Here is a 14,339-nt window from a genome sequence, read left to right on the forward strand (position 1 = left end):
GTCAGGGGGTCACGACCTCGCCCAGGCCGGTCGCCGCCAGGTCGTCCCGGATCACGGCGGCGTCGCCCTCGACCACCAGGGTCAGCGATTCGGGGCGCAGGTGGGTGGCGGCGGCGGCCGAGACCTGGTCGACGTCGGCGGTCAGCAGTTCCTCGCGCAGCCGGGCGTGGTAGTCGTCCGGCAGGTCGTGCACCACCAGCGTGGCCAGCGCCGCCGTGATCGCGCGCGGCGTCTGCAGCTCGACCGAGAGCTGGCCGGCCCGCCAGGACCGCGCGACCGCGAGCTCCTCCTCGGTCACCCCGGTCTCCTGGGTACGCGTGATCTCGCCGACCGCCTCGACCAACGCGGGCGCGGTCACCGCCGTCTGCACCCCGGAGCTGACCGCGAACCGCCCGAACCGGCGGGACGCGGCGAAGTCACCCCGGATGCCGTACGTGTAACCGCGCACCTCGCGGATCAGGTGGTTGAGCCGGGAGGTGAAGGCGCCGCCGAGCACGGTGCCGGCGAGCGTCATCGGCACGTGGTCGGGGTGCGCGCGGTGCGGCGACGGGTGCCCGAGCCGCAGCGTCGACTGCACCGAGCCCGGCCGGTCGACCAGGATGATGCGGCGGCCCTCGCGGGGCGTCACCGGGATCGGGGCGCCCCGGTCGGCCGGGCCACCGCCGGTGCCGGCGAACGCGGCCGCGCCGAGTGCGTCCAGGTCGAGCCGGTCCAGGTCACCGGCGACGACCAGGGTGCCCGGCCGGAGGAACCACTCCGAGTGGAAGACCCGCACGTCCTCGACGTCCAGCGCGGCCACCGAGTCCGGGTCGCCGTAGAGGGGGCGGCCCCAGCGGTTCTCGGCGCCGAACAGGTCCACGCGCAGCGCCGCGTCGGCGCGCGGCCCCGGGTTCGCCCAGTCCATCCGCAGGGCGGTCGCCTCGTCGTCGCGGACCCGCCGGACGTCGTCCGGGTCCAGCCGGGGCGTCCGTACCGCCTCGGCCAGCAGCGCGACGGCCGCGGCCAGCCGGTCCACCGGCACCTGCACGCTGACCTGGAACGAGTCCCAGTCCAGCCCGGTCACCAGTTCGGTGCCGAGCGCCTCGATGGCCAGGGCGTACGCGGTCGCGTCGCGCTGCGCCGTCCCCTCCTCCAGGGCCTTTGCGAGCACCGCGCCGAGCCCCTCCCGGCCGCGCGGCTCCCGGCCGGCGCCGGCGTCGAGCAGCAGCAGCGCCACCGCGAGGGACTGCCCCGGCAGGTGCGCGGCGACCACCTGCCCACCCGCCACGGACCGCCGGACCACCGGCGGGAACCGGTACGGGCGGGCGGCGCCCGGGCCGGGGCGGGTGGTGATCAGCGTCATGACGCCTCCTCGGGCAGGTAGGTCAGGGTCACCCGGTCGGTGGCGAGCGCGTCGGCCGCCACCTCCGCGATCTGCTCGGCGGTCACCGCGAGCCACGCCGGCAGCCGCTCGGCCGCCGTCCTCGGGTCGCCGAACTGGGTGGCGTACCGGCCGAGCGTGTCCGCGCGGCCGTCCACGGTGGACATGTGGCGCCACCACGCGGTGCTGAGCAACGCCTTGGCCCGGTCCAGCTCGGTGGCGGTGACGGGCACCGTCGCCAGCTCGTCGACCACCTCGGCCAGCCCGGCGGCCAGTCGTTCGGCGGTCACGCCCGGGCGGGCGGTGGCGGTGGCGATCAGCGGCGCCGGGGCGTGCGCCAGGTCCACGCCGTACGCCCCGACCAGGTCGGGCTGCGCGATCCGCTCGCCGTCGGCGAGCCGCTGGTAGAGCCGGCTGCCCCGGCCACTGGCGAGGACGGTGGCGAGCACGGTGGTCACGTCGTACCCCGGGGTGCCGAAGGGGTGGGTGCGGTGCGCGACGTACACCCGGGGCGCGGGCACGTCGGTGACGACCGTCTCCACCGCGGGCGTGCCGGTGGCCGGCACCTGCCGACCGTCCGGGGCGGCCGGGATCTCCGGGCGGGGCGGGATCGCGCCGAAGTACTTCGCGGCCAGGTCGAACACCTCGGCTGCGGAGGCGTCGCCGACCACGGTGAGCACCGCGTTGTTCGGGGCGTAGTAGGTCGTGTGGAACGCCTGGAAGGTGGCGAGGTCGGCGGCGTTGAGGTCGGCCATCGAGCCGATCGTCGCGTGGTGGTACGGGTGCCCGGGCGGATAGAGCAGCGGCAGCAGGCGCAGCCACGCGTCGCCGTACGGGACGTTCTCGTAGCGCTGGCGCCGCTCGTTCTTCACCACGTCCCGTTGGTTGTCCAGCGTCTCCTGGGTGAGCGCCGGGACCAGCCCGCCCATCCGGTCGGCCTCCAGCCAGAGCGCCAGTTCCAGGTGCTCGGCGGGGACCGTCTCGAAGTAGTTGGTGCGGTCCGGGTTGGTGGTGGCGTTGAGCGACCCGCCGCACCCCTGCACCAGCTTCATGTGCTCGGTCTTCGCCACGTTGACCGAGCCCTCGAACATCAGGTGCTCGAAGAGGTGGGCGAAGCCGGTCTGCCCCGCCGGCTCGTGCCGGGAGCCGACGTCGTACCAGATGTTCACCGCCACGGCCGGGGCGGTGCGGTCCTCGCTCACCACCACGCGCAGGCCGTTGTCCAGTCGGGTCGTCTCGATGGGCCAGGGGTAACCGCTGTCGGGCATGGGGACGACGCTATCCGATCTCGCCGGCACAGCGGTGCCGTCGCTGTCCGGCGCGGCTCGGCGGCCGGGGCCGGGCGGCGGACAGCCGGGGCCGGGCGGGACGGAAGCGGCGCGGCCGGACGGGCAGGCATCGACCGGCGGCGGCCGGGTACCGGAGGGCCATGCCGCGTGCCGCCACCGCCCTCGACCGGATCGCCGCCGCCCTGGAGGGGACCACCGCCGCCCTGACCCGCCTGCGCCGGGCCCGGCTGCTGCACCCGCTGGGCCGCTCGTTCGCCGGTGAGGTGACGGTCTGGGGCCGGCCCGGGCCACCGACCGGGGTGCCGGTGATCGACCGACCGGGCCGGTACCGGGCGACGGTGCGGCTCTCCCGGGGGGTGCCCACACCGGACGGCTGGCCGGACGTGCTGGGCCTCGCGGTCCGCGTCCACCTCGACGCCGGCCGCCCGTTCGACCTGCTGGTCAGCTCGTCCGGCGCGCCGCCGCTGCTGCGCCACCTGCCGCTGCCCCGGCGGCGGTTCACCGGCACGTACTCGACGATCATGTCCTACCGGGCCGGCCGACGGCGGCTGTTCCTCGCCGCGCTGGCCGATCCGGAGTCGGTGGACCTCGGCCGCAGCCTGGCCGACGCCGCCGCCGCGGCCCGGGCGGACGCGCCCCGGCTGGTGCTGGCGGTGGCGTCCGCCGCCGGGCCGTGGCGACCGTTCGGCGAGGTGAGCGTCGGGCGACAGCTCAGCGCCCGGGAGGACAGCGCGCTCGCCTACGACCCGATCGGCAACCTGCCGCCGGGCCTGCGGGCGGCCGGGCCGCTCGCCTGGCTCCGCGAGCACACCTACCGCGCCTCCGAGCGGGCGCGGGGCGCGGCACCCGAGCGGGGGCGGGTCAGTCCGGCGGCTCGCTCGCGCTGACCGTCTGATCGGACGTGCGGCGCTCCAGGACGGTGTCCGGCGCGGCGTTGCGGTCGGCTTCGCGGATGTCCGACTCGGTGAGGATGGCGTCGGCCTGCGCCTCCGCGTCGTCGCTGCCCGCGGCGGCCTCCTCCGGCAGCAGGTGCGCGCGGGACTCGATCCGCTCCTGGTCGCTTCGCTCGTCAGTCATGCCGGCACTCATACCCCGCCCCCACCGCCGGCACGCGTGGCGCCGAGGGAGGCCGTTCCCACTTGGCGGACGAAGGGTGAGCGGACGCTCGCGGATCGGGTACGCTGGCCGGCATGACGCGGTCGTATCGATGGTTTAGGCAGCCGGCTCGCCAGCCGGTGACCTCATCGTGATCTGACGTCACCGCGAAACGAGCCGGCCGGGCAGGAGCTTTCCGTTCCTGCCCTTTTGCGTACGAGCAGCCGGCTCGTCCCGGGCGCCGGCCCTGGGCACGGTCGGCGGAAGGATGCCCACCGTGACGACCCCGGAGACGGACCGGGTCAGCGATCAGCGGATCGACCGCGTGGTGCCGCTGACCACTCCGGCGCTGCTGCACCACGAGCTGCCCCTGGACGAAACGCTCGCCTCGGCCGTGCTCACCGGCCGGCGCGCGGTCGGCCGGGTGCTGGACCGCGCCGACGACCGCCTGCTGGTGGTGGTCGGCCCGTGCTCGGTGCACGACCCGGCCGCCGCCCTCGACTACGCCCAGCGCCTCCGCGGGGCCGCCGAGCGCTTCGCCGACGACCTGCTCGTGGTGATGCGGGTCTACTTCGAGAAGCCGCGCTCGACGGTGGGCTGGAAGGGACTCATCAACGACCCCGGGCTGGACGGCTCCGGCGACGTGAACACGGGTCTGCGGAAGGCCCGGTCGCTGCTGCTGGCCGTGCTGCGGCTGGGGCTCCCGGTGGGCTGCGAGTTCCTGGACCCGATCACCCCGCAGTACATCGCGGACACGGTGGCGTGGGGCGCCATCGGCGCGCGGACGGTGGAGAGCCAGGTGCACCGTCAGCTCGCCTCCGGCCTGTCGATGCCGATCGGCATGAAGAACCGCCCGGACGGCAGCATCGGCACGGCGGTGGACGCCATCCGGGCGGCGGGCGTGCCGCACGTCTTCCCCGGCATCGACGTCTCGGGCACCCCGGCGATCATGCACACCCGCGGCAACGCGGACGGCCATCTGGTGCTGCGCGGCGGTGGCGGCCGGCCGAACTACGACGCGGAGTCGGTGACCGCCGCCCTGGAGCTGCTGCGCGCCGCCGGGCTGCCCGAGCGCCTGGTCGTCGACGCGAGCCACGCCAACAGCGGCAAGGACCACCGCAACCAGCCGCTGGTCGCCGCGGACGTGGCCGGGCAGCTCGCCGCCGGGCAGCGCGGCATCGTCGGCGTCATGCTGGAGAGCTTCCTGCTGCCGGGCCGCCAGGACCTGGATCCGACCGGTGAGCTGACGTACGGGCAGTCGATCACCGACGCCTGCATCGGCTGGGACACCACGGAGGAGGTCCTGGCCGACCTGGCCGCCGCCGTCCGCACCCGCCGCCACACCCCGGTCCGAACCCCGGCCTGACCCACCCCACCCGCCTCCGGCGCCTTGATCATGAGGTTGGCGGCCCAGTCGGCGATCGACTCCGCCGCCAACTTCATGATCAGCCGGCCGGCTGGGCGGCGGGGGTCGGTTTGGCGGGGTGGGGGGCGGGTAGGTGGGCGACGTGACCGACAACCCACCTGTGACCGAGGCGCCCGGGACCGAGTCGGCCGTCCGACGCCTGGACGACCTGCTCGAGGATCTGTACAGCGGCCAGGAGCGGATCAGCCAGGGCGACATCTACCGCCGGGCCGTCGCCGCGGAAATGCCGGCGGAGCTGCTCACCCGGATCAACGCGATGCCCGAGGGCGAGTACTCCGTCGAGGAGGCGGCCGACCTGCTCGGCGGCTCGGTCACCTGAGGCCCCGCCCGCTCCCCGTCGGCGGGACCGCACCGGCCCCCACCCCCACAGCTCGACGCGAAGGAGTGCGACATGTCCCACCACGAGGAGCAGCACGAGGAGCGCGACCGGGAGCTCGCGGCGCTCGGGCAGCCCCCGGGCGGCCGGGACACGTTGCCTGATCCGGACTTCGCCCGGGAGCACGACGTCACGGCGACCGACCGGGAGATCATCACCGACGAGGACGCCGACGAGCGCGAGGAGGAGTCGCCGCGCGGCTGGTCCGGCGGTCAGTTCTGACCCGAACGGACGGATCGGGCGGGCCCCGGAGCGGCGGCCCGCCCGATCCGTTCAGTCCTCGTGGTCGCCCTCGGCGGCCTGCTGGGCCGTCGCGTACGCCATTTGCAGGAAGTCAGAGGCCGCCACGGCGGTGAGCGCGGTGGCGACCAGACGGGTCAGGCGGGGCACCAGCACCAGCCCGCCGGTGAGGCCGGTGGCCACCCAGACCGCGAGGCAGAACGGGCAGCTGAGCAGCTCTCCGATCGCGTGCCGGGTGGGGCTGCCCGAGTCGCGTACCTCCTCCATCACCTCGCCGCTGCCGATCGGCCGCTCGTAGCGGGTGAACGGCGCCCGCAGCGGGCTCGTCACCGCGTCCTTCGACAGCAGCCGGCTGAGCTTGTGCGTCGCGATGGACAACAGCACCACGTCGGACGGCGCGGGCCGCTCCGGCACCGCCCGGCCGGTCGCCTTGACCAGCCCGGCGATCGCGGCGGTCACCCCGGCGTAGGTGCCCATCGCCGCGAGATACCCGCCCAGCGGCCGGTGCTCGTGCGGCGCGTAGGCGCGGCGCAGTCGCGCCGCCTTCTCCTTCAGGTCGGTCACCCGGTCTCCCTCGGTCCTGGTTCCGGGCCGGCAGCGCGGCCCGGAGTCACGCCGGCCCAGCCGGCCTGTGTCACGTCACGCCGGCCCGGCCGGCATCACCGCGGCCGGTCGTCAGCCGGCCTGGAGGTTGTCGGCAACCTCCCGGGCGAGGTTCTCCAGTGCCTCGTCCGCGAGGCGTTCGGCATCGTCAGCGCCGGTCAGGTCGAGCCGGATCCGGGCACCGCCGGCGTCGGCCTGATCGACCCGGATCTCGGCGGACCAGTCCCCGGCGGCCCGCCACCGCGCCGCCAGTTCCTCCGCGCTGACGTGCTCGGCGGGCGAGCCGTCGGCGCGGAGCGGCTCGGGCAGCCACGCCGACGCCCGGTCCGGGTCGGTGGCCGTGTTGAACACGACCTCCGGCGGCGCCGACATCCCCCGCTCCGCGGACGCCATCACGCGTCCCGCAGCCGGCTCGGGTCGACCTCGCGCCCCGGGTGCCGGGCCAGGTACTCGGTCTCCAGTTCGGCGGTGCGCCGCAGGTGGTTGGCGAGCGCCGAGTCGGTGGCGTGCCGCAGCGTGTCCAGCCGCGTGCGGTGCAGGCTGTGCATCTCGCGGATCAGATCGTCTTCGTCGAGCTCGGCGGGGTCGATGCCGAGCAGCTCGCCGTCGGCGTCCGCGCCACCGGAGGCCATGTCGTGCACATGGTCGCCGTCCCACTCGGGCATCCGCTGCTCCGGGCTCGGGAACTCGTCCTGCCGTACGCGTCCGGTCATCATCGCCCCCCTGGTCTGTTTTGGGCTGGCGTCTAGACGGATGCCCACACCGGGTGGCACCAAACCATCCCGCCACTACGACACCGCGTCGGAGAGAACCGCCGGTCCCGGTACCCTCGATGCCATGAAGCGGCTCTGGACCCCGGCGTGGATCGTGCGCCACGTGGCCATGGTCGTGCTGGTGACGGGCTTCCTCGGGCTGGGCTGGTGGCAGCTCAGCCGGGCCACCGGCGGCAACGCGATCAGCTGGGGTTACGCCGTGGAGTGGCCGGTGTTCGCCGGCTTCGTGGTCTTCGTGTGGTGGCGTGAGGTCCGCCACGAGCTGCGCGGGTCCGCCGGCCAGGCCGACGAGGCCGCGGGTCCGTCCGGCGAGGCGACCGGCACCGCCGAGGCGCGACCGGCCGAGGGGTCCCCGGCCGCCGCGACGCGCCCGGCGGTACGCCGGCCGGTGCGGGTCGCCCGCGCCGCGGTCCCCGGGCCCGACGGCGAGGACCCGGACCTGGCCGCCTACAACCGCTACCTGCGATGGTTGAACGACAATCCGGGCGCCCGGCCCGGTGACTACCCCGGCTGAGGCCGGGTCGGAAGGACGGACGACGGTGGGCGCAGCCCTGACCCGGTACCGCGTGATCGCCTGGATCGTCGGCGTGGCGCTGATCCTGCTCGTGGTGATCGGCATGCCGCTCAAGTACGGGTTCGACAACCCGGTGCTGGTGGAGACGGTGGGCCAGGCCCACGGCTTCCTCTACATGGTCTACCTGGTCGCCACCTTCGACCTGGCCCGCCGGGCGGGCTGGCCGTTGAAGCGCATGATCCTGGTGATGCTCGCCGGCACCGTGCCGTTCGTCTCCTTCTTCGCCGAGCGGCGGGTGAGCACCTGGGTGACCGAGCGCCCCGAGGCGGCCCCGGAGCCGGTCACCGGCGCGCCCACCCGCTGAGCGGCACTCAGCGCCTCGGCCGCCACGGGTCGACGGTCGCGAGCGGGTCCTCCCAGCCGCCGTACCGCTGCATCTCCAGGGCCCGGCGCAGGGCGCGGGTGACCTGCCCGAACTGGCGCTCGTCGTCGCTGGCGAACAGCAGTTCGTCGGTGCCGCGACGCCGGCCCCACAGCTCGTACGCCGGGGGCCGCCAGCGGTCGCCGGCCAGGGCCAGCAGCACCGGCAGCAGGAACACCACACCGAGCGTCAGGTACGCCCCGGCGGTGAGCCGCTGCAGGCCGCCGGTGAAGCCGAGCAGCACCCCGACGCCGGCCACCGTGCCGCCGGTGAGGAGGACGGCGCGGACGGCGACCCGGTCGTGCGGGCCGCGCGTGGTGTGCAGGTGGGTGAGTTCGGCCACCGGCCAGCTGCTGCTGCCCACGGTGAACCGGTCGACGGTGACGAGGATCCCGGGCCTCGCGTAGAGCACCGCGGCGCGCGGCGCGGGGGCGGGGCTCGGTGACGACGTCGGTCGTGTGGTGGCCTGTGGGTCCACGGCGATACCTCCCGCGGCTCGGTGCCGGGTCGGTCGACAGCCCGCCGGACGCGTCATTGCCGGTCGGCGGGACTCCCGGCTCCGGGCCCCATTGTGTTGTCCCCGCGCCACTCGCCGTACGCAATTGTCGACCTGCAAGGACCCCACAGCCATCGATGCCGTCGGATAGCTGCCGGCAAGTCGGTCTTGTCCGGCAAACCAGGCCAGCTACTGACGGCATCCGTCCAGAACGACGAATGCCGTCAACCCGGCGGAGGCTTCGAAACTGGGCAGGAGGCCAGGTGAATCACCAGTGAACCGTTACGACACTCATGTTCACTTGCTGCCGTTTCGCAACAATCGCCCCTGCTTCCACTGCGGGCGACTTCCGTCCCGGGTTACGTTGTCCGGGTCGGCCCCGTCGACCGCCGTCCACCCGGACGGCACGGGTCCGGCGCCGCCGGAGACCCCGGCACCTCCGGCGGCCGGTGGAGAGGAGCCCCACGCTCTTGTCGTCCATCCGGAAGATGCTGCGCGCCCTCGCGGTCGCGGCGGTGTCGGTCGCACTAATCGCACCCGCCGTGCCCGCCCGGGCCGAGCCGTCCCCCGCCGAGTTGACCCGGCGGATCGAGAAGTCCTCCGCGCAGCTCGAACGCGTCGTGGAGGCGTACAACGCACTGGCCGAACAGATCAAGGCGAACAAGGCCACCGCCGCCCGGTTGCAGGCCCGGCTCGGCCCGCTGCAGGAGCAGGCCGAGCAGAGCCGGGCCGAGGTCGACGAGCTGGCGGTCACCGCGTACAAGACCGGAGACGTCGGCACGGCCGCCGCGCTGCTGCGGCCGGGCGACGCCACGGCCCTGCTCGACCGACTCGCCACCGTCGACCACCTGACCCGGGAGCGGCAGCAACGCATCGACGCGTTCACCCGCGACCAGCGCCGACTCATCGACGAGAAGACCCGGCTGGATCTCGTCCTCGAACGGGAGGCCGCGCAGGCCCGCGAGCTGCTCCGGGTCCGCAAGCGCATCGAGCGCGACCTGGCCGACCTGTACGAGCTGCGCCGCAAGGCGTACGGACGGGAGACGGAGAGCCCGGCCTCCCGCCCGGGCAGCGCCCAGCAGGCGCCGGCCGTGGCCGGCTCGGCGGGGGTCGCGGTCCGGTACGCGTACGGAGCGCTGGGCAAGCCCTACCGGTGGGGCGCCGACGGCCCCGACGGGTATGACTGCTCCGGCCTGACCTCCGCGGCCTGGCGGGCGGCCGGGAAGTCGCTGCCGCACAACACGCGCATGCAGTGGGGCGCGGTGGCGCACATCGGCCGTGGCGACCTGCGCCCCGGCGACCTGGTCTTCTACAGCGGCCTCGGGCACGTGGGCCTCTACGTCGGCGGAGGCCAGATCATCGACGCGCCCAGCGCCGGGCGGAACGTGCTCAAGCGGGACATGAACATCATGCCCATCGTCGGCTACGGCCGGGTCCGCTGACCCGGGCACTTCCCGACCCGGACGCGACGAACGGCCGGCGTCCCCCTATCGGACGCCGGCCGTTCCGCGTCATTCCTACCAGCTCAGGCCGCCTGCAGCCCCTCGGCGCGGGCCAGCTCGCGCAGCCGGCCGAGGGCCTGGATCTCGAGCTGCCGGATCCGCTCCCGCGAGAGCGAGAACCGCGAGGCCACCTCGGTGAGCGAGTGCTCCCGGCCGTCCTCGAGGCCGTACCGGGCCCGCATGATCCCGGCCGACCGGTCGTCGAGGTGGTTGAGCAGGCCCTCGATGCGCTGCCGCTCCAGACCGGTGAGGACGATGTCCTCCGGCGACGGCGCGTCGCTGTCGGCGACCAGGTCACCGAGGTTGGTGTCGCCGTCGTCGCCGACCGGCGTGTCCAGCGACACGGTGTCCTGCGACCAGCGGACCAGCTCGTTGACCCGCTCGACGGTGACGCCGAGCGCCGCCGCGATCTGCTCCGGCTCCGGGTCGCTGCCCAGTTCGCGGGTCAGCTGCCGGGCCACGTTGCGCATCCGGTTGACGTCCTCCACCAGGTGGACCGGCAGGCGCACGGTGCGCTCCTGCTGGGCGATCGCCCGGCTGATGGCCTGGCGGATCCACCACGTCGCGTAGGTGGAGAACTTGAAGCCGCGCTCGTAGTCGAACTTCTCGACCGCCCGGACCAGGCCGGTGTTGCCCTCCTGGATCAGGTCCAGCATGGGCATCCCGGAGCGGACGTACCGCCGGGCGATCGACACGACCAGCCGGAGGTTGGCGCGGATGAACAGGTCCTTGGCCCGCTCCCCCTCGGCGACCAGCCGCTCGAGTTCCTCCCGCTGCACACCGGCCGGGACGCGGTCCTCGTCGAGCAGGTGCTCGGCGTAGAGCCCGGCCTCGATGGCCTTGGAGAGGTCGACCTCCGTGGCGGCGTCCAGCAACGGCGTCCGGGAGATCTCGTGAAGGTAGACGCCGACCAGGTCGCGCTCCTCGGCGACCTCGTCGGTCCGCATGCCGATGTTCTTGTCCACGTTGCCCACGGTCCCCTCGCTAGCGCCGGCTGCCCGGTTCCTTGCCATCCCCACGTCCGTCAGCTCCCTCCCCGTAACTTCCGCTGTGTCCCTCGGTGCTGACACCTGCACAACAGATGAGACGCGTCGGGGATTCCATGTCGTGAGTCGAAAGTGTCACGAATGCCTGATAATCAGCTGAGAGCGCGGTCCATGTTTGCTGTCAGCACCCCATGTGGCGGCTCTCCGGCGGGCATCACGTACGGGCTGGTGGATCGACGGTTGACCGTTCCCCACGGTCCATGGCAGCACTGCCCGGACCAGGGGCACAGCGACCGGGGTCACCACCGAACTGCGATTCTGGTCACTGCCAGATACGCGCCGGTGGACCGGTCGGTTCATCCACGCCCGTGGTAATACCCCACGCTCAGGTGAACAATCCGGAGGCCGGTTCTATGCCCGGCCCCGGGAAGGTGACCGCGGGCGTCAGGAGGCGAGCAGCGCCAGGGCGTCGCGGACGTGGTCCTCGGAGCGGGCCAGCGCGGCCCGCGCGGCGGTGACGCCGGCACCGGACACGAGCGAGACGAGGGCGGTCTTCAGGTCGCCGTCGGCCTCCTGCAGCGCCCGCCGGCAGATCTCCTCGCCACACCCGGTGGCCTCCATCAGGATCGAGATCATCCGGCCGCGGAGCTTGGCGTTGGTGGCCACCATGTCGATCATGAGGTTCGAGTAGACCCGCCCCAACCGGACCATGACGGCCGTGGAGAACATGTTCAACACCAGCTTCTGCGCGGTGCCCGCCTTCATCCGGGTCGACCCGGTGATCACCTCGGGTCCGGTGTCCACCCCGATGAACACGTCGACCGACCGGGCGGCCTCGGCCTCCGGGTTCGCGCAGAGCAGCACGGTCGCGGCGCCCTTGGCCCGGGACGCGGCGAGCGCCCCGAGGACGTACGGGGTGCGCCCGCTGGCGGCGAGGCCGACCACGACGTCACCGGCCTCGACGCACTCGGCGGCCTCGGCCGCACCGCCCCGGTCGTCGTCCTCCACGTTCTCGACCGCCCGCCACATGGCGCCCTGACCGCCGGCCAGGTGGGCGCAGAACCAGTTCCGGGGGGAGTTGAAGGTGGGGGCCAGTTCGGCGACGTCGAGCACGCCGAGGCGACCGGACGTGCCGGCGCCGAAGTAGTGGACCCGGTGCCCGGCGCGCAGCGCGGCCACGGCCAGGTCGACGGTGGTGGCGATCTCGTCGAGGACGGCGGCGACGGCACCCGGCACCCGGCGGTCGGCCTCGTTGATCACCGTCAGGACGTCCCGGGTCGACATGAGGTCCAGGTCGATGCTGCGCGGGTTGCGTTGCTCGGTGGGCGCGCCGACCCGGATGGCCGGAGCCGCCTCGGGGGCGGCCTCCTCCGGCTCCACCGCCGTCATGCCCGCCTCCGGGCGGAGCCGACCCGGTGCGACTGGACCGCCGCGGCCGTCACCTCCAGCGCCTTGCGGGCCCGGGCCCGGTTGCGCGCCGCCACCCCGACGAAGAGGCAGTCGACGACGGTGAGCTGCGCGAGCCGGCTGGCCATCGCGCCGGAGCGGTAGGTGGTCTCGCGGGCGGCGGTGGTCAGCACGAAGTCGGCGACCTCGGTGATCGGCGAGCGCGGGAAGTTGGTGAGTGCGACGGTGGCCGCGCCGCGGGCCCGGGCCTGCTCCAGCACCTCGATCACGTCGGAGGTGGTGCCGGTGTGCGAGATGCCCACGGCGACGTCGCCGCGCCCGAGCAGCGCGGCCGAGGTGAGAGCGGTGTGCACGTCCGGGAAGTAGAAGGCCGTCCGGCCGATGCGGTGCAGCTTCTGCTGGAAGTCGGAGGCGACGAAGCCGCTGGCGCCGGCACCGTAGACGTCGATGCGGCCGGCGGCGGCGATGGCGTCGACGACCTGCTCGCAGACGGCCGGGTCGAGCTGCTCCGCCGTCTCCTCGACCGCCCGGGCGTCGTTGAAGGCGATGGTGGCGATGATCTGCGCGAGGTCCGCGCCGGGCGGGATGTCGCCGCCGACGACGCGGGCGTCCGGCGGCTCGACCCGGCGGGCCGCCTCGGCGGCGAGCCGGATACGCAACTGTGGGTAACCGTCCATGCCGACGGAGCGGCAGAACCGGATGACGGTCGCCTCCGAGGTCTCGGCGGCGGTGGCGAGGTCGGTGATCGTCCGCCGCGCCGCGTCGGCCGGGTCGGCCACGACCAGCCGGGCGACCCGCTGCTCGGCGGGGGACAGCGACGGCAGCAGCCCACTGATATGGACGATCAGTCCACCGGGCTCGTGACTCGCAGAAATCTTCGAACTCTTCGCCACGGATGAAACTTACTTTCATAGCGCCTGAGCGTCAACCATCACCGCACGTGTCGGGAAAAGTACGCCCGACAGCCGGTCGCCACCTCCGGCTCAGCGTGCCACCCACCCGTCTTTCGGCACCTCCACCGGCCGGGTCGGGCCGGCCTGCCGGACGGGCTGTACCGCCCCGCCGGGGCGGTCGGCGCCGGTCCGACCGTACCGCCCCGGCCCCGGCGGCCCGGCCCAAGGGCGCGCGACGCTAGCGTGTGGCCATGGCGGATCGCAGTGTGCTGGTCACCGGAGGCACGGGCGGGCTCGGCGGGGCGGTCACCGCCGCGTTCGCCGAGGAGGGCTGGCGGGTGGTCGTACCCTCGCGGGAGGGCACGGCGACGGAGCCCGCGGCCGGCGGCGTCGTCCGGGTCGTCGCGGACCTGACCGACCCGGAGGGCGCGCGCCACGCGGTGGCGGTCGCCGCGGGCGCCGCGGACGCGCCGCTGCGGGCGGTGGTCAACCTGGTCGGGGGGTACGCCGCCGGCGGCCGGGTGCACGAGACGCCGGTCGACGAGCTGGAGCGGATGCTCACCCTCAACCTCAGACCGACCTGGCTGGTCACCGGCTCAGCGCTGCCGCACCTCGTAGCGGCGGGCGGCGGCGCCGTGGTCTGCGTGTCGTCCCGGGCGGCGGTCGCCCCGTTCCCCGGCGGGGCGGCGTACGCGACGGCGAAGGCGGCGGTGCTGGCGTTCGCGAACGCGGTGGCGGTGGAGTACCGGGCCGCCGGCGTGCGCTGCAACACCGTGCTGCCCAGCATCGTCGACACCCCCGCGAACCGCGCCGCCCAGCCGGACGCCGACCACTCCCGCTGGGTCTCCCCCGCCGAGATCGCGCCGGTCGTCCGGTTCCTCGCCTCGCCGGAGTCGGCGCCGACCAGCGGCGCCGGCATCCCCGTCTACGGACGGGCCTGAGCCGCCCGACGGCCGGG

General features: G+C 74.2%; 18 protein-coding genes. 8 read left to right on the plus strand and 10 right to left on the minus strand.

Annotated elements, in window-relative coordinates; all coding sequences use genetic code 11:
• Position 1: 1 nt before the first annotated feature.
• Entirely contained in the window at positions 2–1,342 is a 1,341-nt protein-coding gene (locus EV376_RS29770) for an insulinase family protein (protein ID WP_130328417.1), read from the minus strand.
• Positions 1,339–2,628: a M16 family metallopeptidase gene (locus EV376_RS29775; RefSeq protein WP_130328418.1), complete on the minus strand. Its 1,290-nt coding sequence runs from the start codon at positions 2,626–2,628 to the stop codon at positions 1,339–1,341. Before EV376_RS29775 ends, EV376_RS29770 begins: the two co-directional genes overlap by 4 nt.
• A 161-nt stretch (positions 2,629–2,789) precedes the next feature.
• Between EV376_RS29775 and EV376_RS29780 the strand changes: the two genes are divergently transcribed.
• Positions 2,790–3,536, plus strand: a complete 747-nt coding sequence (locus EV376_RS29780; RefSeq protein WP_130328419.1) for a phosphodiesterase — start codon at positions 2,790–2,792, stop codon at positions 3,534–3,536.
• Here EV376_RS29780 and EV376_RS29785 read toward each other — a convergent pair.
• Complete coding sequence (locus tag EV376_RS29785) at positions 3,511–3,726, minus strand: hypothetical protein (RefSeq protein ID WP_130328420.1); 216 nt, start codon at positions 3,724–3,726, stop codon at positions 3,511–3,513. The genes EV376_RS29780 and EV376_RS29785 overlap by 26 nt on opposite strands.
• Positions 3,727–4,012: 286 nt before the next feature.
• On the opposite strand from EV376_RS29785, the gene EV376_RS29790 reads away from it, so the two are divergent.
• The 3 genes from EV376_RS29790 to EV376_RS29800 all read left to right on the plus strand — a co-directional run bounded on the left by EV376_RS29790 (position 4,013) and on the right by EV376_RS29800 (position 5,768).
• The gene (locus tag EV376_RS29790) at positions 4,013–5,110 is read left to right on the plus strand and encodes a 3-deoxy-7-phosphoheptulonate synthase (protein WP_130328421.1); all 1,098 of its coding nucleotides are present in this window, start codon (positions 4,013–4,015) and stop codon (positions 5,108–5,110) included.
• 133 nt (positions 5,111–5,243) lie between these two features.
• Positions 5,244–5,489, plus strand: a complete 246-nt coding sequence (locus EV376_RS29795; protein WP_207228471.1) for a hypothetical protein — start codon at positions 5,244–5,246, stop codon at positions 5,487–5,489.
• A gap of 72 nt (positions 5,490–5,561) precedes the next feature.
• A complete protein-coding gene (locus EV376_RS29800) occupies positions 5,562–5,768 on the plus strand; it encodes a hypothetical protein (RefSeq protein WP_130328423.1) in 207 nt (68 codons plus the stop codon).
• 51 nt (positions 5,769–5,819) lie between these two features.
• Here the strand turns inward: EV376_RS29800 and EV376_RS29805 are convergent, their stop codons facing one another.
• The 3 genes from EV376_RS29805 to EV376_RS29815 all read right to left on the minus strand — a co-directional run bounded on the left by EV376_RS29805 (position 5,820) and on the right by EV376_RS29815 (position 7,105).
• Entirely contained in the window at positions 5,820–6,350 is a 531-nt protein-coding gene (locus EV376_RS29805) for a DUF1360 domain-containing protein (protein ID WP_130328424.1), read from the minus strand.
• A gap of 111 nt (positions 6,351–6,461) precedes the next feature.
• Entirely contained in the window at positions 6,462–6,782 is a 321-nt protein-coding gene (locus EV376_RS29810) for a hypothetical protein (protein WP_130328425.1), read from the minus strand.
• On the minus strand, positions 6,782–7,105 hold the full coding sequence (locus EV376_RS29815; RefSeq protein WP_130328426.1) for a DUF6158 family protein: 324 nt from the start codon (positions 7,103–7,105) through the stop codon (positions 6,782–6,784). The genes EV376_RS29810 and EV376_RS29815 overlap by 1 nt, the downstream gene beginning before the upstream one ends.
• Before the next feature lie 121 nt (positions 7,106–7,226).
• Here EV376_RS29815 and EV376_RS29820 point away from each other — a divergent pair, with 121 nt between their 5' ends.
• Both EV376_RS29820 and EV376_RS29825 read left to right on the plus strand, forming a co-directional pair.
• Entirely contained in the window at positions 7,227–7,676 is a 450-nt protein-coding gene (locus EV376_RS29820; protein ID WP_130328427.1) for a hypothetical protein, read from the plus strand.
• Positions 7,677–7,701: 25 nt separating this feature from the next.
• On the plus strand, positions 7,702–8,040 hold the full coding sequence (locus EV376_RS29825) for a DUF3817 domain-containing protein (protein WP_130328428.1): 339 nt from the start codon (positions 7,702–7,704) through the stop codon (positions 8,038–8,040).
• Positions 8,041–8,047: 7 nt separating this feature from the next.
• Here EV376_RS29825 and EV376_RS29830 read toward each other — a convergent pair whose 3' ends face one another.
• On the minus strand, positions 8,048–8,575 hold the full coding sequence (locus EV376_RS29830; protein ID WP_130328429.1) for a DUF6232 family protein: 528 nt from the start codon (positions 8,573–8,575) through the stop codon (positions 8,048–8,050).
• A 488-nt stretch (positions 8,576–9,063) separates the two neighbouring features.
• Between EV376_RS29830 and EV376_RS29835 the strand changes: the two genes are divergently transcribed.
• Entirely contained in the window at positions 9,064–10,035 is a 972-nt protein-coding gene (locus EV376_RS29835; RefSeq protein ID WP_130328430.1) for a C40 family peptidase, read from the plus strand.
• Between the two features lie 83 nt (positions 10,036–10,118).
• On the opposite strand, the gene EV376_RS29840 is transcribed toward EV376_RS29835, so the two are convergent.
• The 3 genes from EV376_RS29840 to EV376_RS29855 all read right to left on the minus strand — a co-directional run bounded on the left by EV376_RS29840 (position 10,119) and on the right by EV376_RS29855 (position 13,381).
• A complete protein-coding gene (locus EV376_RS29840) occupies positions 10,119–11,108 on the minus strand; it encodes a sigma-70 family RNA polymerase sigma factor (RefSeq protein ID WP_207228472.1) in 990 nt (329 codons plus the stop codon).
• A gap of 417 nt (positions 11,109–11,525) precedes the next feature.
• Positions 11,526–12,470 (minus strand): N-acetylmuramic acid 6-phosphate etherase, encoded by a 945-nt coding sequence (gene murQ, locus EV376_RS29850; protein WP_130328433.1) that lies wholly within the window; start codon positions 12,468–12,470, stop codon positions 11,526–11,528.
• Positions 12,467–13,381, minus strand: a complete 915-nt coding sequence (locus tag EV376_RS29855; RefSeq protein WP_130328434.1) for a MurR/RpiR family transcriptional regulator — start codon at positions 13,379–13,381, stop codon at positions 12,467–12,469. Before EV376_RS29855 ends, murQ begins: the two co-directional genes overlap by 4 nt.
• A 251-nt stretch (positions 13,382–13,632) precedes the next feature.
• On the opposite strand from EV376_RS29855, the gene EV376_RS29860 reads away from it, so the two are divergent.
• Positions 13,633–14,322, plus strand: coding sequence for an SDR family NAD(P)-dependent oxidoreductase (locus EV376_RS29860; RefSeq protein WP_130328435.1), 690 nt, complete (start codon positions 13,633–13,635; stop codon positions 14,320–14,322).
• The last annotated feature ends 17 nt before the right edge of the window (positions 14,323–14,339 follow it).

The organism is Micromonospora sp. CNZ295, from assembly GCF_004217535.1.

Excerpts from the sequence above, each read along its gene's own strand:
- EV376_RS29770 (WP_130328417.1), bottom strand. The coding sequence starts at position 1,342 with ATGACGCTGATCACCACCCGCCCCGGCCCGGGCGCCGCCCGCCCGTAC.
- EV376_RS29775 (WP_130328418.1), bottom strand. The coding sequence starts at position 2,628 with ATGCCCGACAGCGGTTACCCCTGGCCCATCGAGACGACCCGACTGGAC.
- EV376_RS29780 (WP_130328419.1), top strand. The coding sequence starts at position 2,790 with ATGCCGCGTGCCGCCACCGCCCTCGACCGGATCGCCGCCGCCCTGGAG.
- EV376_RS29785 (WP_130328420.1), bottom strand. The coding sequence starts at position 3,726 with ATGACTGACGAGCGAAGCGACCAGGAGCGGATCGAGTCCCGCGCGCAC.
- EV376_RS29790 (WP_130328421.1), top strand. The coding sequence starts at position 4,013 with ATGCCCACCGTGACGACCCCGGAGACGGACCGGGTCAGCGATCAGCGG.
- EV376_RS29800 (WP_130328423.1), top strand. The coding sequence starts at position 5,562 with ATGTCCCACCACGAGGAGCAGCACGAGGAGCGCGACCGGGAGCTCGCG.
- EV376_RS29810 (WP_130328425.1), bottom strand. The coding sequence starts at position 6,782 with ATGGCGTCCGCGGAGCGGGGGATGTCGGCGCCGCCGGAGGTCGTGTTC.
- EV376_RS29815 (WP_130328426.1), bottom strand. The coding sequence starts at position 7,105 with ATGATGACCGGACGCGTACGGCAGGACGAGTTCCCGAGCCCGGAGCAG.
- EV376_RS29820 (WP_130328427.1), top strand. The coding sequence starts at position 7,227 with ATGAAGCGGCTCTGGACCCCGGCGTGGATCGTGCGCCACGTGGCCATG.
- EV376_RS29840 (WP_207228472.1), bottom strand. The coding sequence starts at position 11,108 with ATGGCAAGGAACCGGGCAGCCGGCGCTAGCGAGGGGACCGTGGGCAAC.
- murQ (WP_130328433.1), bottom strand. The coding sequence starts at position 12,470 with ATGACGGCGGTGGAGCCGGAGGAGGCCGCCCCCGAGGCGGCTCCGGCC.
- EV376_RS29860 (WP_130328435.1), top strand. The coding sequence starts at position 13,633 with ATGGCGGATCGCAGTGTGCTGGTCACCGGAGGCACGGGCGGGCTCGGC.